The sequence below is a fragment of the Caldimonas mangrovi genome, assembly GCF_023721835.1.
Classification (GTDB): Bacteria; Pseudomonadota; Gammaproteobacteria; order Burkholderiales; family Burkholderiaceae_C; genus Caldimonas; species Caldimonas mangrovi.
In genome coordinates this window covers 16,988-37,047 of the sequence record NZ_JAMKFE010000023.1, presented here as the reverse complement: position 1 = coordinate 37,047, position 20,060 = coordinate 16,988, and the positions used below count along the sequence as shown (strand labels likewise).

Annotated in this window: 17 protein-coding genes and 1 pseudogene; 14 read left to right on the top strand and 4 right to left on the bottom strand. The window is 68.3% G+C overall.

Translation table 11 applies throughout. The features are described 5' to 3' along the window. Positions 1 to 123: 123 nt before the first annotated feature. Positions 124 to 1,029 carry a helix-turn-helix transcriptional regulator gene (locus M8A51_RS24890; RefSeq protein WP_251781327.1) on the bottom strand — a complete coding sequence of 302 codons (906 nt, stop codon included), beginning with the start codon at positions 1,027 to 1,029 and terminating at the stop codon, positions 124 to 126. Positions 1,030 to 1,220: 191 nt separating this feature from the next. Here M8A51_RS24890 and M8A51_RS24885 point away from each other — a divergent pair, with 191 nt between their 5' ends. From M8A51_RS24885 to M8A51_RS24825, 13 genes are all read left to right on the top strand, one after another. Then, the gene (locus M8A51_RS24885) at positions 1,221 to 1,685 is read left to right on the top strand and encodes a 4-hydroxylaminobenzoate lyase (protein ID WP_251781326.1); all 465 of its coding nucleotides are present in this window, start codon (positions 1,221 to 1,223) and stop codon (positions 1,683 to 1,685) included. After that, positions 1,682 to 3,250, top strand: coding sequence for a 3,4-dehydroadipyl-CoA semialdehyde dehydrogenase (locus M8A51_RS24880; protein ID WP_251781325.1), 1,569 nt, complete (start codon positions 1,682 to 1,684; stop codon positions 3,248 to 3,250). The genes M8A51_RS24885 and M8A51_RS24880 overlap by 4 nt, the downstream gene beginning before the upstream one ends. Before the next feature lie 24 nt (positions 3,251 to 3,274). Then, the gene (locus tag M8A51_RS24875) at positions 3,275 to 4,852 is read left to right on the top strand and encodes a benzoate-CoA ligase family protein (RefSeq protein WP_251781324.1); all 1,578 of its coding nucleotides are present in this window, start codon (positions 3,275 to 3,277) and stop codon (positions 4,850 to 4,852) included. After that, the gene (locus M8A51_RS24870) at positions 4,849 to 5,688 is read left to right on the top strand and encodes an alpha/beta fold hydrolase (RefSeq protein WP_251781323.1); all 840 of its coding nucleotides are present in this window, start codon (positions 4,849 to 4,851) and stop codon (positions 5,686 to 5,688) included. Before M8A51_RS24875 ends, M8A51_RS24870 begins: the two co-directional genes overlap by 4 nt. A gap of 18 nt (positions 5,689 to 5,706) precedes the next feature. Then, a complete protein-coding gene (locus M8A51_RS24865) occupies positions 5,707 to 6,879 on the top strand; it encodes an ABC transporter substrate-binding protein (protein WP_251781322.1) in 1,173 nt (390 codons plus the stop codon). 236 nt (positions 6,880 to 7,115) lie between these two features. Then, entirely contained in the window at positions 7,116 to 7,985 is an 870-nt protein-coding gene (locus tag M8A51_RS24860) for a branched-chain amino acid ABC transporter permease (RefSeq protein ID WP_251781321.1), read from the top strand. Positions 7,986 to 7,999: 14 nt separating this feature from the next. Further along, positions 8,000 to 9,070: a branched-chain amino acid ABC transporter permease gene (locus M8A51_RS24855; RefSeq protein WP_251781320.1), complete on the top strand. Its 1,071-nt coding sequence runs from the start codon at positions 8,000 to 8,002 to the stop codon at positions 9,068 to 9,070. Next, positions 9,067 to 9,831 (top strand): ABC transporter ATP-binding protein, encoded by a 765-nt coding sequence (locus M8A51_RS24850; RefSeq protein ID WP_251781319.1) that lies wholly within the window; start codon positions 9,067 to 9,069, stop codon positions 9,829 to 9,831. Before M8A51_RS24855 ends, M8A51_RS24850 begins: the two co-directional genes overlap by 4 nt. 11 nt (positions 9,832 to 9,842) lie before the next feature. Continuing rightward, entirely contained in the window at positions 9,843 to 10,556 is a 714-nt protein-coding gene (locus M8A51_RS24845; RefSeq protein WP_251781318.1) for an ABC transporter ATP-binding protein, read from the top strand. A gap of 243 nt (positions 10,557 to 10,799) precedes the next feature. Continuing rightward, positions 10,800 to 12,506, top strand: coding sequence for a tannase/feruloyl esterase family alpha/beta hydrolase (locus tag M8A51_RS24840; protein ID WP_251781317.1), 1,707 nt, complete (start codon positions 10,800 to 10,802; stop codon positions 12,504 to 12,506). A gap of 66 nt (positions 12,507 to 12,572) precedes the next feature. Further along, positions 12,573 to 12,890, top strand: coding sequence for a thioredoxin domain-containing protein (locus M8A51_RS24835; RefSeq protein ID WP_251781316.1), 318 nt, complete (start codon positions 12,573 to 12,575; stop codon positions 12,888 to 12,890). A 30-nt stretch (positions 12,891 to 12,920) separates the two neighbouring features. Continuing rightward, entirely contained in the window at positions 12,921 to 13,238 is a 318-nt protein-coding gene (locus tag M8A51_RS24830; protein ID WP_251781315.1) for an ATPase with chaperone activity, read from the top strand. A gap of 97 nt (positions 13,239 to 13,335) precedes the next feature. Beyond that, positions 13,336 to 15,330: an acetoacetate--CoA ligase gene (locus M8A51_RS24825; RefSeq protein WP_251781314.1), complete on the top strand. Its 1,995-nt coding sequence runs from the start codon at positions 13,336 to 13,338 to the stop codon at positions 15,328 to 15,330. Between the two features lie 11 nt (positions 15,331 to 15,341). Here the strand turns inward: M8A51_RS24825 and xth are convergent, their stop codons facing one another. Both xth and M8A51_RS24815 read right to left on the bottom strand, forming a co-directional pair. Then, positions 15,342 to 16,121 carry an exodeoxyribonuclease III gene (xth, locus tag M8A51_RS24820; protein WP_251781313.1) on the bottom strand — a complete coding sequence of 260 codons (780 nt, stop codon included), beginning with the start codon at positions 16,119 to 16,121 and terminating at the stop codon, positions 15,342 to 15,344. Positions 16,122 to 16,273: 152 nt separating this feature from the next. Next, a complete protein-coding gene (locus tag M8A51_RS24815) occupies positions 16,274 to 17,908 on the bottom strand; it encodes an NHL repeat-containing protein (RefSeq protein WP_251781312.1) in 1,635 nt (544 codons plus the stop codon). Between the two features lie 262 nt (positions 17,909 to 18,170). Between M8A51_RS24815 and M8A51_RS24810 the strand changes: the two are divergent. After that, a pseudogene (locus M8A51_RS24810) lies at positions 18,171 to 19,388 on the top strand (M20 family peptidase); the annotation flags it as partial. A 16-nt stretch (positions 19,389 to 19,404) separates the two neighbouring features. Here M8A51_RS24810 and M8A51_RS24805 read toward each other — a convergent pair. Continuing rightward, complete coding sequence (locus M8A51_RS24805) at positions 19,405 to 19,947, bottom strand: RBBP9/YdeN family alpha/beta hydrolase (protein ID WP_251781311.1); 543 nt, start codon at positions 19,945 to 19,947, stop codon at positions 19,405 to 19,407. Positions 19,948 to 20,060: the final 113 nt, after the last annotated feature.

The window sequence follows — 20,060 nt, the reverse complement described above, 5'->3', positions numbered from 1 at the left end:
ACGTCCGCGAAGAAAAACCACCGTCCACCGTCCGCACATCGCCAGTGCCGCCAGGGATCCGGCTGTGCCGTTCCGTCGGTGCCGCCCCGTGAGGGGCCGACGAAGGCCGCAGGGGACAGGCCGTCAGGCCGTCCAGTCCATCAGCCCCACCGCATCGCGGACCGCGGTACGCAGGCCCGCAAAACTGGCCTCGAGCGAATGTCCGCTGGTGTTGTAGCTGAGGTCGGCCTTGGCATAGAAGGCTGCGCGCCCGGCCAGGATGCGCTTCAAGTCGTCCATGGCCTCCCGGCTGCCGGACATCGGCCGGAAATCGCCCTGCGCGACCACGCGTTTCATGTGGTCCTCGGGTTCGGCCTGCAGCCACACCGTGTAGCAATGCGACAGCAGGAGATTGAAGGTGGCCGCGTCGGAAACGATGCCGCCGGGCGTGGCAATGACCACCTCGGGGTAGATCTGCACGGTCTCCTCGAGGGCGCGGCGCTCGTAGCGCCGGTAGGCGTTGGTGCCGTACAGCGAGTGGATCTCGACAATGCTGCACCCCGCGACCTTCTCGATCTCGCGGCTCAACTCGACGAACGGGAAGCCCAGGTCTTCGGCCAGCATGCGACCCAGGGTCGACTTGCCTGCGCCGCGCAGGCCGACCAGGGCAATGCGCGATTGGCGCGAGTGCTTGTCGCCGCCCGATCCGAACAGCTCGACCAGCTTCTGGCGCGCCCGATGCAGATCCGCCTCGGAGCGGCCCTCCAACAGCTCCCGGATCATCAGCCACTCCGGCGACGACGTCGTTGCATCACCGAGCAGCTCTGCCAGCGAGCACTGCAGTGCCTGGGCCACCTGGTTCAACACCAGGATCGATGCATTGCCGGTGCCCAGCTCCAGATTGGCCAGGTGCCTCTCTGAGACGTCCGCGGCCAATGCCGTTTCCTTGCGGGTCAGGCCTCGCCGTGCACGCACCGTGCGTATGCGCTCGCCGAGTGCGACCAGAAAGGAGTCTTTCGCCGCCCCTGCATCAGTGTTCAGTTCGGTCATGTCCACGGTGTGTTGCCCTTTCGCGGCGTCAGCAGAAGCTGTGCGGCCGTCCTCGGTATTTACCCGAGCATGCATTATTTTTCTTGACATGGATCAGATCACCCGCGTATTGTTCCCAACACATGCACGATACTTCATGTGATGCCGGCCCGCAAGCGCTTGCCCCCGCATCGCAAGGAACGAGGACCCGAATGCGCGAGCAGTTTCATGCCCTGGTGCGAACGATAACGCAGGCCCTTTCCGGCCAGCCGCTGGACGGCGGGTTGCAGGCATGGCTGAACCAGACCCACGGGCCGGGGTCCGACTGGTTCCAGCAGATGCAGGCGACATGCGAGGCGGGTGTGCGCGAGGGCTGGCTGTGCAAGCACGAGGCCGACGGCATCCGCTACGGCCGTGTCATCCGTCCTTCGCTTGAAACCTACGGTTTTTCGGTGGACGTCGTCGACATGGACGACGTTGCCGGCCCTCACCACATCCATCCGACCGGCGAGGTCGACCTGATCATGCCGCTGGCGCCCGACGCCCGCTTCGACGGCAGCCCGGCCGGCTGGAAGGTCTATCCGCCGGGCAGTGCACACCGGCCCACCGTCCGCCAGGGCCGCGCCCTGGTGCTGTATCTCCTGCCCGAAGGGCGCATCGAATTCACCCGTACATGAACCTGCTTTCCAATCATCTGGCCGGCCGTTGGCAACACGGCAGCGGCCCCGGCACACCGCTGTTCGACCCGGTGCTGGGCACCGAACTCGCGCGGGTCAGCAGCGAAGGGCTGGACCTCGCCGAAGGCTTCGACTATGCGCGCGAGACCGGGGGCACCGCATTGCGTGCCCTCACCTACCGCCAACGCGCTGCCTTGCTCGCCGAGGTGGGTCAGGTGCTGCAGGCCCATCGCGAAGCCTATTACGACATCTCGATGGCCAACTCGGGCACCACGCGCAAGGACTCGGGCGTCGACATCGAGGGTGCGCTCTACACGCTGGCGCAGTACGCGAAATGGGGCGAGTCGCTCGGCGATGCTCGCGCCCTGCTGGACGGCGACGCGATGCGGCTCGCCAAGGACGGCACCTTCCAGTCGCAGCATCTGCTGACCCCGGTCCGCGGCCTGGCGCTGTTCATCAACGCCTTCAACTTCCCGGCCTGGGGACTGTGGGAGAAAGCTGCACCGGCCTTGCTCTCGGGCGTGCCGGTCGTCGTCAAGCCGGCGACTGCCACAGCCTGGCTGACCCAGCGCATGGTGGCCGACGTGACGGCCGCCGGCGTGCTGCCGCCGGGCGCGCTGTCCATCGTCTGCGGCAGCTCCAAGGGCTTGATGGACCCCCTGCGGCCTTTCGACGTGGTGTCCTTCACCGGCTCGGCCGACACCGCTGCGCTGATCCGCTCGCACGTGGCCGTCACGCGGCATTCGGTGCGCGTCAACATCGAAGCCGACAGCCTCAACGCCGCGCTGTTGCTGCCCGACGCGTCGCCGGGCAGCGCCAGCTTCGAGCTGCTGGTCGGCGAGGTGGTGCGCGAAATGACGGTCAGGTCCGGTCAAAAGTGCACCGCGATCCGGCGTGTTTTCGTGCCGGGCCATTGCTACGACGCCATCGCCGAGGCGATCTCGGCCAAGCTGCGCGGCATTGCCGTGGGCAACCCGCGCAGCGACGGCGTGCGCATGGGCTCACTGGTGAGCCGTGAGCAGCTCGACGGCGTGCGTGCCGGCTTGGCGCAGCTGCGCGAGCAGGCCGAGCTGCTGCACGACGGTGCCTCCCACCCGATCGTCGATGCCGACCCGGCGGTGGCCGCCTGCATGGGCCCGACGCTGCTCGGCGCCCGCGACGCCCACGCTGCGAGTCTGGTGCACGAGGTCGAGGTGTTCGGCCCGGTGGCGACGCTGCTGCCCTATCGCGATCTGGGCGAAGCCCAGGCCCTGATCCGCCGGGGCGAAGGCTCGCTGGTCGCTTCGGTCTACGGCACGGACCCGCAGCAGATCGCCGAAGCCGCAGCGGCGCTGGCCGACAGCCACGGCCGCGTGCACGCGGTCTCGCCCGAGGTTGCGAGCCTGCACACCGGGCATGGCAACGTGATGCCGATGTCGCTGCACGGCGGCCCTGGCCGCGCCGGCGGCGGCGAGGAACTCGGCGGCCTGCGCGCGCTGAACTTCTATCACCGGCGTTCGGCCGTGCAGGCCGGTGCTGCCGCCATCGAGCGGCTCGCCGCCACGGGCTCGCGCCTGACGTTCTGACCGATCCCGCCGAGGAGACCGCCCATGAGCCTGCCCGCACCGCCGCGCCCGCAGTTCAACTTCGCGCAGCACCTCATCGATCTGAACGCTGGCCGTGCCGGCAAGACCGCCTACATCGACGATCACGGTTCGCTGAGCTACGGGGCGCTGGCAGAGCGCATCCGGTGCATGGCGGCCGCACTGCGCGCGCTGGGGCTCAAGCGCGAGGAGCGCGTGCTGCTGCTGATGCACGACTGCAGCGACTGGCCCGTGAGCTTCCTCGGCAGCCTGTATGCGGGCATCGTGCCGGTGGCCGTGAACACGCTGCTCACCGCCGACGACTACGCCTACATGCTCGAGCACAGCCGCGCCCAGGCAGCGCTCGTTTCGGCGGCGCTGCTGCCGACACTGCAAGCCGCGATGCAGCAGACGCCGCACGAACTGAAGCAACTGATCGTTGCACGGCCGACCACCGGGCTGCCAGCGGGCGCTCACGGTCTCGAGGCCTTGCTGGCCGCGCACCAGCCGCTGGCCACGTCGGCACCGACGCTGGCCGACGAACCAGCCTTCTGGCTCTACTCGTCCGGCTCCACCGGAAGGCCGAAAGGCACCGTGCACACGCATGCCAACCCGTACTGGACCGCCGAGCTCTACGCCAGGCCGGTGCTCGGCATGAGCGAGAACGACACGGTCTTTTCCGCAGCCAAGCTGTTCTTCGCCTACGGCCTCGGCAACGCACTGAGCTTTCCGCTGAGCGTGGGCGCGAGCGTGGTGCTGATGGCCGAACGCCCGACGCCGGACGCCTGTTTCAAGCGCCTGATCGAGCACCGCCCGACCGTCTTCTGCGGCGCTCCCACCGGCTATGCCGGCATGCTGGCTTCACCGGCGCTGCCGGCTCGCTCGCAGGTCGGGCTGCGCCTGTGTTCATCGGCCGGCGAGGCATTGCCGCAGGAGATCGGCGAGCGCTTCACTGCGCATTTCGGCTGCGAGATCATCGACGGCATCGGTTCGACCGAGATGCTGCACATCTTCCTGTCGAACCGCCCGGGCGACGTGCGCTACGGCACCACCGGGCGGCCGGTCGAAGGCTACGAGATCGAGCTGCGCAGCGAGGACGGCCAGGCCGTTGCGGACGGAGAGATCGGCGACCTCTACATCCGGGGCCCGAGTGCGGCGCTGATGTACTGGAACAACCGTGACAAGTCGCGCGACACCTTCCAGGGCGGCTGGACCAAGAGCGGTGACAAGTACAGCCGCGACACGAACGGCTACTACACCTACGCCGGCCGCAGTGACGACATGCTGAAGGTCAGCGGGCAGTACGTCTCGCCGTTCGAGGTCGAAGCCACCTTGGTGCAACACCCGAGCGTGCTGGAGGCCGCCGTCATCGGTGTCGCGGACGCCGAAGGGCTGACCAAGACCAAGGCCTTCGTCGTGCTCAAGCCGGGCCACCCCGCAGGGGCGTCGCTGGAGGCCGAACTCAAGGCCTTCATCAAGAGCAGGTTGGCGCCGCACAAGTACCCGCGCGCGATCGAGTTCGTCGACGAGCTGCCGAAGACCGCGACCGGCAAGATCCAGCGCTTCCGGCTGCGCGAGCGCGAACAGGCCGGAGCGGCCGCATGAATGTTGCGTCGCAGTTCGCCTCGGTGCGCTGGTCCGGCCGCGAGGACCGCATCGAGTACGTGCACCTCGCACCCGAGCGGCACGACCGGCCACTGCTGGTGTTCCTGCACGAGGGGCTCGGCTCGGTCGCGATGTGGAAGGACTTTCCCCGCGCGCTGTGCGAAGCGGCCGGCTGCCGCGGCCTGGTGCTGTCGCGCTGGGGCTATGGGCTGTCGAGCCCGCGTGCGCTGCACGAGCGCTGGCCGGTCGATTTCATGCACCACCAGGCGCGCGCGTTCCTGCCGGCCTTTTTCGAGGCGATCGACCTCGACACCACAAAGGACCGGCCCTGGTTCTACGGCCACAGCGACGGCGGCTCGATCGCGCTGATTCACGCGGCCGCGCAGCCCGACCGTGTCGGTGGCCTGGTGGTCGCCGCACCGCACATCTTCGTCGAAGACCTCACCGTCGCCAGCATCGAGAAAGCCAAGGACGGCTATGTCACGACCGACCTGCGCAGCAAGCTGGCGCGCTACCACGCCGACCCCGACTCCGCCTTTTGGGGCTGGAACGACGTGTGGCTGGACCCCGACTTCCGGCATTGGGACATTCGCGCGCTGCTGCCGCAGATCCGCTGTCCGGTGCTCGCGATCCAGGGCTACGACGACGAGTACGGAACGATGGCGCAGGTCGACGGCATCGCGCAGGCCGTGCCTGGCGCCGAACTGCTCAAGCTCGACGACTGCGGTCACGCGCCGCATCGCGACCAGCCTGCGCAGCTGATGCAGGGGGTGGCCGGCTTCATGCGCAGGCACCTGACGAACAAGACCCCGGAGTTCACCGGAGCTTCCTTCTAACCACACGGAGACCAACCCATGTTGACTGCTCGACGCTCCCTCCCGCTCGTCGCGACCGCGACGCTGGCCTTCTCGCTTGCCGCCGGCGCGCAGGCACAAGACAAGATCAAGGTCGGGCTGATGCTGCCCTACACCGGCACGTACGCCGCGCTCGGCACCGCGATCGAGAACGGCTTTCGCCTGTATGTGCAAGAGCAAGGCGGCAAGCTGGCCGGCAAGGAGATCGAATACTTCAAGGTCGACGACGAGTCGGATCCGTCCAAGGCTCCCGAGAACGCCAACAAGCTGGTCAAGCGCGACCAGGTCGACGTGCTGGTCGGCACGGTGCACTCCGGCGTCGCGATGGGCATGGCCAAGGTCGCGAAGGACAACAACACGCTGCTGATCGTGCCGAACGCCGGCGCCGACGCGATCACCGGGCCGCTGTGTGCGCCGAACATCTTCCGCAGCTCGTTCACCAACTGGCAACCCGCGTACGCGATGGGGCTGGTCGCGGCCGAACAGCGCAAGCACAAAACCGCGGTGACGCTGACCTGGAAGTACGCCGCCGGCGACGAGTCGGTGCGCGGCTTCAAGGAAGGCTTTGAGTCCAAGGGCGGCAAGGTGATCAAAGAGCTGAACCTGCCCTTCCCCAACGTCGAATTCCAGGCGTTGCTGACCGAGATCGCTGCGCTCAAGCCCGATGCGGTGTACGTGTTCTTCGCAGGCGGTGGAGCGGTGAAGTTCGTCAAGGACTACGCCGCCGCCGGCCTGAAGGACAAGATTCCGCTGTACGGCGCGGGCTTCCTCACCGACGGCACGCTGGAAGCCCAGGGCGATGCCGCTTCGGGCCTGTTCACGACGCTGCACTACGCCGACGACCTGACGCTGCCGAAGGACCGCTCGTTCCGCTTCAGCTACGCCAAGGCGTACAAGCTGCAGCCCGACGTGTATGCGGTGCAGGGCTACGACGCGGCGCAGTTGCTCGCTGCGGGCCTGAAGGCCGCCGGCGGCGACTTCAAGAACCGCGATGCGCTCGTCAAGGGCATGGAGCAGGCCAAGATCGACAGTCCACGCGGACCGTTCACGATGTCCAAGGCTCACAACCCGGTGCAGGACATCTACCTGCGCAAGGTCGACGGCAAGACCAACCGCTCGGTCAGCATCGCCGTGAAAGGGCTGGCCGATCCGGCACGTGGCTGCAAGCTTTGACGGCCCACCCCGTACGCGCTGCGCGGGCTTGCAGCCCGCGCCGGACCGAGGACGGTCCGGCCCTTCGCCAGGCACGGACAGTCCGCAGGGACTGTCCGAGTCCGGGCTCGGCCCCCTCGAGGGGGCAACACCAGCGGACCGGCGGAGCCGGATCCGCGGTGTTCGCTGGGACACCTCTGTGGCGGGCACGCGATTCTGTGAAGGCTGAGCCCGCGCGCAGCTGATCTGGATCAACCATGGACTTCACCACCTTTCTCATCCAGTGCCTGAACAGCGTGCAGTATGGGCTGCTGCTGTTCCTGGTGGCCAGCGGGCTGACGCTGATCTTCGGGATCATGGGCGTCATCAACCTGGCGCACGGCAGCTTCTACATGATCGGCGCCTACATGGCGTTCACGCTGTCGTCGATGACCGGCAACTTCGCGCTGGCGCTGGTGCTGGGCACCGTGCTCGCGGTGGTGCTGGGCTACCTGCTGGAGTGGGGCTTCTTCAGTTTTCTCTATGAGCGCGAACACCTGCTGCAGGTGCTGATGACCTACGGCCTGATCCTGGTCTTCGAGGAAACGCGCAGCCTGCTGGTCGGCGACGACGTGCACGGCGTCGAGGTGCCCGCGTGGCTGGCGGGCGGCATCGAGATCGGCAACGGCATGACCTATCCGGTCTACCGGCTCTTCATCTCGGGCGTGTGCCTGGCGCTGGCTGCCGGCATGTACCTGATGATCAAGCGCACCCGGCTGGGGATGATGGTGCGCGCCGGCGCCACCAACCGGGAGATGGTGCAGTCGCTGGGCATCAACATCTCGCTGCTGTACCGCTGCGTCTTCGCCGGCGGTGTCGCACTGGCGGTCCTGGCCGGAATGATCGCCGCGCCGGTCAGCTCGGTCTATCCCGGCATGGGCGGCTCGGTCCTCATCATCTGCTTCGTCGTGGTGGTGATCGGCGGCATCGGCTCGATCAAGGGCGCACTGGTGGCGGCCCTGCTGATCGGCTTCGTGGACACCTTCGGCAAGGTGTTCTGGCAGCAGGCGGCCGGCGCGTTGGTCTACCTGCTGATGGCGGTCATCCTGCTGTGGAAGCCCGAAGGGCTCTTCAAGCAAGGGACCTGACCGAAGGACTGACCATGAAGCATTCCACCTTCTGGGCCTGGACTGCAGCGTTCGCTGCGCTGGCGTCGCTGCCGCTGCTGCCGGAACCGATCGGCACGCCGTTTCACGTCGAACTGGGGGCCAAGGTCGCCATCATGGCGATCTTCGCGGCCAGCCTGCAACTGCTGGTCGGCTACACCGGGCTGGTGAGCCTGGGGCATGCCGCGTTTTTCGGCTTTGCCGGGTATGTGGTGGCCCTGCTGGCGCCGGAGTCCGATGTCGGCAACGGCTGGCTGCTGCTCGGCGCAGCCGCGGGCGCGGCCGCGTTGCTGGCCGCAGTGATCGGCGCGCTGGTGATGCGCACCCGGGGCATTTACTTCATCATGGTGACGCTCGCCTTCGCGCAGCTCGTCTACTTCGTCGTGCACGACACCGACTACTTCGGCGGCAGCGACGGCACCTACATCTACTTCAAGCCCGCGTTCACGCTCGCCGGCTGGCGCTTCGTCGATCTCGAGCAGCCCGGGCAGTTCTACTGGTTCACGCTGGCGATGCTGGCCCTGACGGTCGCCGCGCTGAGCCTGGTGCTGCGCTCTCGCCTGGGTCACGCCTTCATCGGCATCAAGCACAACGAACAGCGCATGCGTGCGGCCGGCTACGCCACGGTGGCCTACAAGCTGGCGAGCTTCGTGATCGGCGGGGCCCTGGCCGGCGTCGCCGGCTTCCTGTATGCCGTCCAGCACGGCTATGTGAACCCCGAGCTGCTGTCGTGGCACAAGTCGGGCGATGCCTTGCTGATGGTGATCCTCGGCGGTCTGGGCAGCCTGGCCGGCGCCGTGATGGGGGCCGCCACCTTCGTGCTGCTCGCCGAATGGTTCCAGGGGCTGACGAAACACTGGCAGCTGCTGATGGGCGGTTTCATCATAGGGCTGGTCGTGCTGCTGCCGCAAGGCATTGCCGGCGGCTTCACCCGGCTGAAGCAGCGGCGCTCGCCGCCGGTTGCCCGCCACGCCCCCGCCGCGGCCGACGAAGCGGGCGACATCTCGTTGCGCAGTTCCAACCCGGACGCATCACGTGCGCTGTTGCACCACGCGGAGACACCATGACCCCCCCGGCCTCCCACGGGCGCCCGCTGCTCAGCGCCCACGCCCTGACCCGTCGCTTCGGCGCCCTGGCGGCGGTGGCAGACATCAGCCTTGCGCTGCACCTTGACCAGATCCATGCAGTGATCGGCACCAACGGCGCCGGCAAATCGACGCTGATCAACCTGTTGTCGGGCGAATTGCCGGCCAGCTCGGGCACGGTGCAGCTCGATGGCCGGGACATCACGCGCTGGTCCCAGCCGCGCCGGGCCCGAGCCGGCCTGGGCCGCAGCTACCAGCGCAACAACATCTTCCTGCCGCTGTCGGTGCGCGAGAACTGCCGGCTGTCGGCGCAAAGCCATGCGCAACAGCCGTGGCGACTTTGGGAGTCGGCACGGCGCTGCCCGCACAGCACCCGACGTGCCGACGAGGCGATGGAGCGCGCCGGCCTTGCGGTCGTGGCCAACCAGCCGGCCGCCAGCCTGTCGCACGGACAGAAGCGCCAACTCGAAGTGGCGATGTGCCTGGCCACGCAGCCGCGCGTGCTGCTGCTCGACGAGCCGCTGGCCGGCATGGGCCCGGAGGAGTCCGAGCGCATGCTGGCGCTGCTGCGGGAGCTGCGCCGCGGCCACGCCATCCTGCTGGTCGAACACGACATGGATGCCGTGTTCGCCGTGGCCGGCTGCATCACCGTGATGGTCAACGGCTGCGTCCTTGCATCCGGCACGCCTGACGAGGTGCGACGCAACCCGGACGTACAAGCCGCCTACCTCGGCGAGCATTGAAGGCCTGCACCATGAACGACGCACTCATCGAAGCCGGCGGCCTGCATGCCTGGTACGGCAGCAGCCACGTTCTGCACGGCGTGGACTTTGCGCTGGCGCGCGGCGAGACTGTAGGCCTGCTCGGCCGCAACGGCATGGGGAAGTCGACGCTGATCCGCAGCCTGCTCGGCCATGTGCGCCAGCGCGAGGGCCGCATACAGGTGCGGGGGCGCGACCTCTCGCGCGGCCGTCCACACGAAGTCGCGAAGCTCGGCATCGCCTACGTCCCTGAAGGACGCGGCATTTTCCCCAACCTGACGGTGAAGGAAAACCTGGTGATGACCGCGCGTGCCGGCTCGCAGGGCCAGCGCGACTGGACCTTCGAGCGCGTGATGACCAAGTTTCCCCGCTTGTCGGAGCGTCTGGACCACCTCGGCTCGCAGCTGTCCGGCGGCGAGCAGCAGATGCTGTCGATCGGCCGCGCGCTGATGACCAATCCGGAAGCGATCATCCTCGATGAAGCGACCGAGGGCCTCGCTCCGTTGATCGTGGCCGAGATCTGGCGCGTGATCGGCGAGATCCGCGCGACCGGCCTGGCCACCCTGGTGGTCGACCGCAACTACCGTACCGTGATGGCGAACTCCGACCGGCTCGTGGTGCTCGCGAAAGGCCGCGTCGTACTCGCCGGCCGCAGCGATGAGCTGCAGCGGCGCCCTGCCGAACTGGGACGTTATCTGGGGGTGTAGTGCTCCCTCGCTGGGGGCCGATGGACGCGGCCCCGCACCAGCCCACCGCGAGGCCGGCACCTGCCGGCCTCGCCCTTTCCATCCGCCCCCTGCGTGCCCGGCCGTGTTCGGCCTTGGCCTTCCAGTGCGCTGATTTCATGCACTTCTTGAATCATTTACGGCGACAAGACCTAGGGAATCCCCCCTGACCTCTGGATTTTTATTTAATTAATTTAATTACATACCACCAGAGGAGACGCCACCATGCACCACATCCGCCGGCTTCCGTCGGGTTTCGTCATTGCCACGGCATCGCTGCTCGTCATGGCCGCTTGCGGCGGCGGCAGCAATGACGACACGCTGCCCCGACTCGCGCCAGCGACCCCCGCCGGGCTCGACGGAACATGCGACCAGCTGGCCGACCGGCTCGTGCTGACCGACACCGTCATCGACACCACGGCCACGGTGCCGGCCGGCGACCTGACGGTGGGCGGCCAGCCGGTGCCCGCACATTGCCTGGTGACCGGCCGCATGCACGAACGCACCAGCGCCGTGGACAGTCAGCCCTACGCCATCGGCTTCGAGATGCGCCTGCCGGTGGCGTGGAACGGCCGCTTCTTCCACCAGGGCAACGGCGGGCTGGACGGCTCGGTGGTGCAGGCCACCGGCGCCGCCGGCGGCGGGCCGTTGACGCATGCACTGCACCGGGGTTTTGCGGTGCTCAGTTCGGACGCAGGCCACAGCGCCGCACAAAACCCGGTGTTCGGCCTCGACCCGCAGGCGCGCCTGGACTATGGCTACCAGGCCGTCGCCAAGCTGACGCCGATGGCGCGGCAGGTGATCGCAACGGCGTACGGCAAGGCGCCCGACCGTTCCTACTTCGGCGGCTGTTCGAACGGTGGGCGCCATACCTTCGTCGCAGCAGCCCGCTATGCCGATCAGTACGACGGCTTTCTGGCCGGCGCGCCGGGCTACCGGCTGCCCCGGGCCGCGATCGCCAACATCTTCGGCGCGCAGCGCTACGCCAGTGTCGCGACCGACCCCACCGACCTGTCGACCGCCTTCACCGCGGACGAGCGCAGCCTGGTGGCCGAACGGGTGCTGGCGAAGTGCGACGCGCTGGATGGCGCCGAGGACGGCATGGTGCAAGACACCAGCGCCTGCCAGGCCGCCTTCAGTCTCGCCGACGACGTGCCCACCTGCACCGGTGCACGCGACGGCAGCTGCCTGAGCGCGGCACAGAAGACCGCCATTGCGCCCATCTTCAGCGGCGCCGTCAGCAGCAGCGGTGCGGCCGTCTATGCCAGCTTCCCGTACGACTCGGGCCTGGCCTCGCCCGGCGTCGCGTTCTGGGAGTTCACCGCCCCGTTGGTGCTCGATTCGAGCGCGATCGGCTTCGTCTTCCAGGTGCCGCCGCAAGACCCGGCCGGCTTCAACGGGCCGGCCTTCGCGCTGTCCGCCGACATCGATGCCCTGGTGGCCGCCGTGAGCGCGAGCAACGGCACCTACACCGAGCCGGCAATGAGCTTCATGACACCGCCCGACGTCCGCGACCTGTCCACCTTGCGCAACCGGGGTGCCAAGATGATGGTCTACCACGGCGTCAGCGACCCGATCTTCTCGGTCGACGACACGCAGGCGTGGTACGACGGCCTGCAGGCCACCCACGACGGCAAGGCGGCGGAGTTTGCGCGCTTCTACCGGGTGCCGGGCATGGGGCACTGCTCGGGCGGTCCGTCCACCGACCAGTTCGACATGCTGGGCGCTCTGGTCGACTGGGTCGAACGCGGCATCGAACCGCACCGTGTCGTCGCTTCGGCCCGCGGAGCAGGCAATGCCGGTGGTGCCAATCCCGACGTGCCGGCCGGTTGGGCGGCCGACCGCACCCGGCCGCTGTGCCCCTACCCGCGAGTGGCCCGCTACCTGGGAACGGGCAGCATCGAGGACGCCGAGAACTTCGAATGCAGATAATGGACGGATCTCAGAAGACGGCGGCAGCGCGGCCTGTCCGCGCTGCCTTGCCTGCCGCCCTTGCCCATGCTGATCGCCTGCCTCTGTGCCCGCTGGTGCCATGTCTGCAACGACTACCGAGCCAACTTCGAAGCCGTCGCTGCCGCGTGGCCGCAGCACGCGTTTCGCTGGATCGACATCGAGGACGAAGCGGAACTCGTCGGCAGTGTCGACGTCGAGAACTTCCCGACGCTGCTGATCCGCGGCGACGCCGGCGAGGTGCGCTTCTTCGGCACCGGCACGCCGTCGCAGGCCGAACTGCAACGGCTGGTGCGCGCGGCCGCCGAGCACCGGTTGTCGCCCGGCGACGAACCGGTGGTGCAGCTCGCGGCACGTCTCGAATGAGCCCGGTGCGCCCGGTGTGACAATGCGCCGGTGTCCGAAGAAAACCAGTTCATCGTCCCGCCGTCGTTCATCGAGCTCTTCGTCGAGCCCGGGCGGCTGAAACCACGCGAAAGCCGCGAGCACATCGCACAGCGCTACGAGTACTGCGAGGACCTGGCCCAGATGCTCGGCGAGACCGCACGCGACAAGCTATGGCAACTGCAGGTGACGGAGGCCGATGTGCTGGAGCGCATGCACCGCGGTCTGCTCGCCGGCGACACCGGCGTCGATGCTGCCGAGGCGACCTGGGTGATGCGGCGCGTCGCCGAGTTGCTGGGCTGGGACGACCCCTGGCGCGAGGCGCCGTAGCGGCTCGACGCCCGGTGGCGGCCGATGTGCGAATGGCGCAAGTGCCGAAGTGAAAACCCTGAGGTGCGCTGCGGGCCTTGCCCGTAGGCTGCACCTCATGAAACCGCCTTACGTTCCTCAGATCCGCCTGTACCAGGACTGGCTGCGCGAGCACCGCGGCCTGAGCTTCCCGGACTTCGAATCCCTGCGCCGCTGGTCGGTGACCGACCTCGACGCCTTCTGGCGCAGCCTGTGGGACTACGAGCAGATGGACTCGCCGACGCCGTTCACGGCGGTGCTCGCCGATGACCGCATGCCCGGCGCGCGCTGGTTTCCTGGCGCACAGGTCAACTACGCGCAGCGCGTGTTCCGCCACGTCGAAGCGGCCCATGCGGCCGGCATGCCGGCGATCGTCTGCGAGAACGAACGGGGTCAGGTGCGCGAGTTTTCGTGGCCCGAACTGAAGCGCCAGGTGGCGTCGCTCGCACTGGCTTTGCAGGACGCCGGCGTGCAGCGCGGCGACCGGGTCGCGGCCTACCTGCCCAACGTGCCGGAGACCGTGGTGGCCTTCCTGGCCTGCGCGAGCGTCGGCGCGATCTGGAGCGTGTGCGCCCCGGACATGGGCACGCGTGCCGTCGTCGACCGCTTCCGCCAGATCGAGCCGCGCGTGCTGATCGCGGCCGACGGGGTGCACTACGCCGGCAAGCCGCTGGACCGGGCCGGCACCATCGAGTCGCTGCGTGCCGAATTGCCCAGCGTGCGCACGCTGGTCGTGCTCGAAACCCCCTTTGCCGCACACCGCGTCGCGGCCGATCTGCGCTTCGCCGACGCGACGGCACGCAACGATTTGCGCACCGCCGGCTTCGAACCCGAATGGCTGCCCTTCGACCATCCGCTGTGGATCGTCTATTCCAGCGGCACCACCGGCCTGCCCAAGCCGATCGTGCACGGCCATGGCGGCATCCTGCTGATGGCTGCCGCCGGCGGCAAGCACTACGACCTGGGCGCCAGCTACAGCGCGAACAACTTCGGCGAACGCTTCCACTGGTACAGCAGCACCGGCTGGGTGATGTGGAACTGCCAGATCGGCGGGCTGCTGGACGGCGTCACCATCTGTCTCTACGACGGCAGCCCCAGCGGCCCGAAGGAGGCGCCCGACTGGACCGTGCTGTGGCGCTTTGCCGCGCGGCATCGGCTCACCTACTTCGGCGCAGGCGCGGCCTTCTATGCCAACTGCATGAAAGCCGGCGTCGACCTGCCGGCCTGCGGCGACCTGACCGGCATCCGCGCGCTCGGCGCCACCGGCTCGCCGCTGGCCGAAGAGGTGCAGCGCTGGGGCAGCGCACAGTTCGAACGCCTCGGCACGCAAGACATCTGGTGGAGCAATATCTCCGGCGGCACCGACTTCTGCGGCGCCTTCATCGCCGGCCACCGCGAGCTGCCTCAGGTGCCGGGGCGCATGCAGTGCCGGCAGATCGGCAGCGCCGTCGAAGCCTGGAACGAAGCCGGCGAGCCGGTCGTCGACGAGGTCGGCGAACTGGTCTGCACCCGGCCACTGCCCTCGATGCCGCTGCGCCTGTGGGGCGACACCGGCAACGCGCGCTATCTGTCCAGCTACTTCGATGTCTACCCCGGTGTGTGGCGCCATGGCGACTGGCTGAAGATCCTGCCCGACGGCAGTTGCGTGATCTTCGGCCGCAGCGATGCGACGATCAACCGCCACGGGCTGCGCATGGGCACGAGCGAGATCTACGCCGCAGTCGAGGCGCTGCCCGAGGTGCTCGATTCCATGGTCATCGACCTCGAATACCTGGGCCGCGACAGCCGCATGATCCTGTTCGTCGTGCTGCGCCCCGGACACACGCTGGACGCCGCCTTGACGGCCCGCATCCGCGACGCGATCAAGACCGCGCTGTCGCCGCGCTTCCTGCCTGATGAGTTGATCCAGGCGCCGGAGATTCCGCGCACGCTGTCGGGCAAGAAGCAGGAAGTGCCGATCAAGAAGCTGTTCCTGGGCCAGCCGATCGAACGGGTGGTCAACCGCGACGCGATGGCCAACCCACAGTGCCTGGGCTGGTATGTCGACCAGGCCGCGCACAGCGGCTGCGCCTGAATGTCGGTCCCTCAGTCGGCCAGCCGCACCCACGCGGGCGCATGGTCGCTCGCCTTCTCCTTGCCGCGCTGCTCCCGGTCGACACCGGCGTCGGCCAGCCGCGTCGCCGCGAGCGAGTTGAGCAGCAGGTGGTCGATGCGCAGCCCCGCATTGCGTGGCCAGCGATCGCGGAAATAGTCCCAGAAGGTGTAGACCGGCTCGCCGGGGTGCAGGTGGCGGATGGCGTCGGTCCAGCCCTGCGCCAGCAGCCTGCCGTAGGCGTCGCGAGATTCGGGCTGCAGCAGCGCGTCCTTCTTCCACGATCGCGTCGAATAGATATCGGCCACGTCGTCGGTCGGCACCACGTTGTAGTCGCCCGCCAGCACCACCGGGGCGCCGCACTCGCGCAGCGTCTCGGCGTGGCGGATGAAGCGCTCGAACCACGCCAGCTTGTAGTCGAACTTCGGGCCAGGCTGCGGGTTGCCGTTGGGCAGGTAGAGGCAACCGATCACCACACCGTTGACGGCAGCTTCGAGATAGCGACTCTGCGTGTCGGCGGCATCACCCGGCAAGCCGCGACGCAACTCGACCGGCTCCGCGCCGCGGGCCAGGATCGCGACGCCGTTGAAGCCTTTCTGCCCGTGCCACAGGGCACCGTAGCCGGCCTGGGCAATGGCGGCGGCCGGGAAGCTGGCGTCGACGGTTTTCAGCTCCTGCAAGCAGGCGACGTCCGGCTGCGATTCACCCAGCCATTCGAGCAGGCGCGGCAGGCGGCCATTGATGCCGTTGACGTTGAAGGTCGCGATCTTCATTGCCGGAGCATCGAGCAGTACACGTGCCCGCCGTTATAGATCATCATGAAATATCGTTGCATGACAATGAGATCGGCGGCATATCTAATCTGTCACTTTAATTTAAACATCGCCTCCGCGGACGGACATCGCTGCCCCTGCCGAGGCCGCGCTCAGCGTGCCGGCCGGATGCGGTAGACCGCATTGTTCCGGTCGGCGCTGACGTAGACCGTGCCGTCCGACGTCACGGTGACCCCGGTCGGGATGTACGGTGGCGGCATGCCCGGGCCGGCCTCGAAGCCGATCGGCAGGTTCTCTGCCACCGTGCGGCGTTGGCCGCTGTCGGGGTCGATCTCTGTCAACCGGCGCGCCGCCGCCTCGGCAACGATGAAGCTGCCCCATGGGGTCTGCGCGACGCCCTCGGGCAGCGCCAGGCGGTCGGCCACGATGGTGCGCTTGCCGTCGGCCAGCGCAATGCGCACGAGGCGCCCGGCAGCTTCGGTCACGTAGAGGGCACCGTCGCGTCCGCGCACCATCTGGACCGGGCCGGCGAGGCCGTGCGCGACGACGCGGCGCTGCTTGAAGTCCGCCCCGCTGGCCTGCACGACGTTGCCGGAACCCAGCTCTGCATAGGCCAGGCTGCCATCGTCGAACAGCACCGCATCGGACGGCGCCTGCAGCCCGTGCAGGAAGGCCACGGTCTTCAAGCTGGAGCGGTCGACCACCTGCACCGAGCCGGTGAACCAGGACGTCAGCGCGAAGTGGCGGGCCGACACCGAGACCGAGAACGGGTACTCCAGGTCGGACGACTGCATGCGAAAGACGTCCTTCACCTCGCCGCTGTGCCGGTCGATGCGGCGGAAGCTGAAGATGTCGGCGATCCACAGCGTATCGCCGTCGGCCTTCAGCCCGGCCGGCACCGACAGCTTGCCGCTCGTCAGCGTGCGCAACTCGCCGCTCGCGGGGTGATAGGCCTGCACCGCGTTGTCGACCATGTTGGCCACGTAGATCGTGCCGTCGGGAGCGATGGCGAGGTTGTCGATCGCCCGGTCGAGCTGCCTGACCACGGTTTTACGGCCGCTCGACAGCGCCACGCGCGACAACTCTCCGGTGTTCGTGTCGACCACCCAGAGGTTGCCCTTGCCGTCGAGGTTGGCGGCGGCGGGGATCTTGAACTCGCTGTTGATCACGCTGATCCTGCCGTCGGCGGGGTCGACCTTCGCGACCTGCCCCTTGAACCACAAGGGGCCGTAGATGAAACCGTCCGGCCCCACCTCGAAACCGTTCAGGCCGCCCAAATCCTTGGCGATCAGCCGCGGCGGCCTGCCGTCGAGATGGATCTCCCACAGCGCGTCGCCGAGAAAGACCTGCGTTGCATAGAGCTTGCCGTTGCGCGGGTCGAAGGCCAGCGAATTAAGGCCGGGCAGGCCCTTCGCCAGCACCCGGATGGGCGCGGCATCGTTTTCCCGGTAGTGCACCTGGCCTTGCAGATAGGCCGTCCAGGCCAGCTCGCCCCGGGGCCCGACCGCGATGTCATCCGCCTGTCCTTCGGGCGCGCCGATGAAGACGCGGGCTTCCCCGCTGCGACGGTCGACCTCCCAGATGGCATTGCCGACGACACTGGCCGCTAGCAGCCGGCCCTGGGCATCGACCGCGAGCCCATGCACGCCCTTGAAGGCGGACGGCGGCACCAGCACCTCGGGCGCCGACCAGCCCGACGGTCGGGTCACGGGTGCGGTGCTGCAGGCGGCAAGCGCGGCTGCGGCGAGCAGGGCGAAGGCCCGGCGGGCCAGACGGGACAGGGTCATGAGGGTCTCCTACATCATCGGTTCTTGCGGTGCCAGCCTAGGCCGCGCGTCCGGTCGGCGGCGTCGCTTGTGCGACATCGACGCGGGCGCAACGGTAACCCAGGTGCGGTGGCGCACGCACCTGGGACCATCGCCAGTCGACCCGACGGGCGAGGTTCCCGGGCGGTCGCTGCCTATACTCCGCACGGTCGTTCGCTTCGGAGCTCCCCGTGCGCCCTCGTGCCCTTGTTCTCGTCAAGCGCCTGCTGCTGGCGGTCTTGCTGCTGGCGCTGTTGCTCGCCGCCGCCGTCACCGCGAGTTGAGTCTGCTCTACACCTGGCGCGGCACCGACGCGGCGGCGCCTCCCATCCTGCTGATGGCGCACCAGGACGTGGTGCCCGTCGCGGCCGGCACCGAAGGCGACTGGAGCGTCGCGCCCTTCTCGGGCGAGGTGAAGGACGGTTTTGTCTGGGGTCGCGGCGCCTGGGACGACAAGGGCAACCTGATCGCGCAGCTGGAGGCCATCGAGATGCTGCTCGCCGCCGGTTTCCAGCCGCGGCGCACCGTCTACCTCGCCTTCGGCGCCGACGAGGAAGTCGGCGGCCAGCGCGGCGCGGTACAGATCGCCCGCCTGCTGGCCGAACGCAACGTGAAGCTCGAGTTCGTGATCGACGAGGGCCTGCTGATCACCGACGGTGTGATGCCTGGGCTGTCGAAGCCTGCGGCGCTGATCGGCATCGCCGAGAAGGGCTACCTGTCGGTCGTGCTGCGCGTGGCGGCCACGCCGGGCCATTCTTCGATGCCGCCCCCCCAAGGCACCGGCGCGATCCCGATGATGAGCGCGGCGCTCAAGCGGATCGATGACGAACAGCTGCCCGGCGGCATCCGTGGCGTCGCCCGCGAGATGTTCGAGACCGTCGCGCCCGAGATGGACGGCTTCGGTCGCATCGCGCTGTCCAACCTGTGGCTGTTCGGCCCGGTGGTGCAAAAGCAGCTCGAAGCCGGCGCCAGCACCAACGCGATGCTGCGCACCACCACCGCGCTGACGATGGTCAACGCCGGCAACAAGGACAACGTGGTGCCCGGTCGCGCCGAGGCGACGGTCAACTTCCGGCTGCTGCCGGGCGACACCAAGGACGGCGTGCTGCAGCATGTCAAGCGCACGGTGGCCGACGACCGCTTCGAGCTCTATGCCCTGCCCGGCAGCTCGGAGGCGTCGCCCGTCTCGCCGACGCAATCGCCGTCGTACCAGTTGATCAACCGCACCGTGCGCGAAGTCTTCCCCGGCACCATTGTCGCGCCGGGTCTGATGATCGGTGCGACCGACTCACGCCATTTCACTGCGATCAGCGACCACATCTACCGCTTCTCGCCGGTGCGTGCACGGCCGGAAGACCTGCCGCGCTTCCATGGCACCAACGAACGGGTGTCGACCGCCAACCTGGCGGAGCTGGTGCGCTTCTATCACCGGCTGGTCGAGCAGGCGGCGGCGAGCCGGTGAAGCGTACCGTTGCCGCTCATCGCAGCCCTGCCGTCAGCCGTGCCAACAGGGTCTGCCCCTGAGGCCAGTCGCCCAGCCCGCTCGCTGCATTGATGTGCCCCGCGTCGCCGATACAGGCGAACTCGCTGCCCCAGGCGCCTGCCAGCGCGCGGGCATGCTCGACACTGCCGAACGGGTCGTTGCTGCTCATCACGACCAGCGACGGAAAGGGCAAGGCCGCGCGCGGCACCGACTCGAAGCCGCGGGTCTCCTCGCGCGGAAAGGCTGCCGACGCCGGATCGGGCACCGACACCAGCATTGCCGCGGCGATGCGATCGGCGCTGCGCGGCGTGGCCATCACGGCGAGCAGCGAGCCCAGGCTGTGCGCCACGACCACCACCGGCCCACCGGCGCGGCGCACAGCCTGCTCGAAACCGTCGCACCAGGCCGAGGCCTCGGGTCGCTCCCAATCGGCCTGTTCGATGCGCACGAAGCGTTGCGGCTCGCGCTGCTCCCACAGGGTCTGCCAGTGCGTCGGACCGGAGTTGCCGATACCCGGCACCATCAGTACGCTCGCCATTCCTGTTCACTCCTTGATTCTGGGGTCGATACCGGCAGTCTAGGAACGGGAGCCGGCACCGTCCATGACGAGCCATAAGCCTCGCGCGTGCCGGACCGACGAATCGAAGAAAG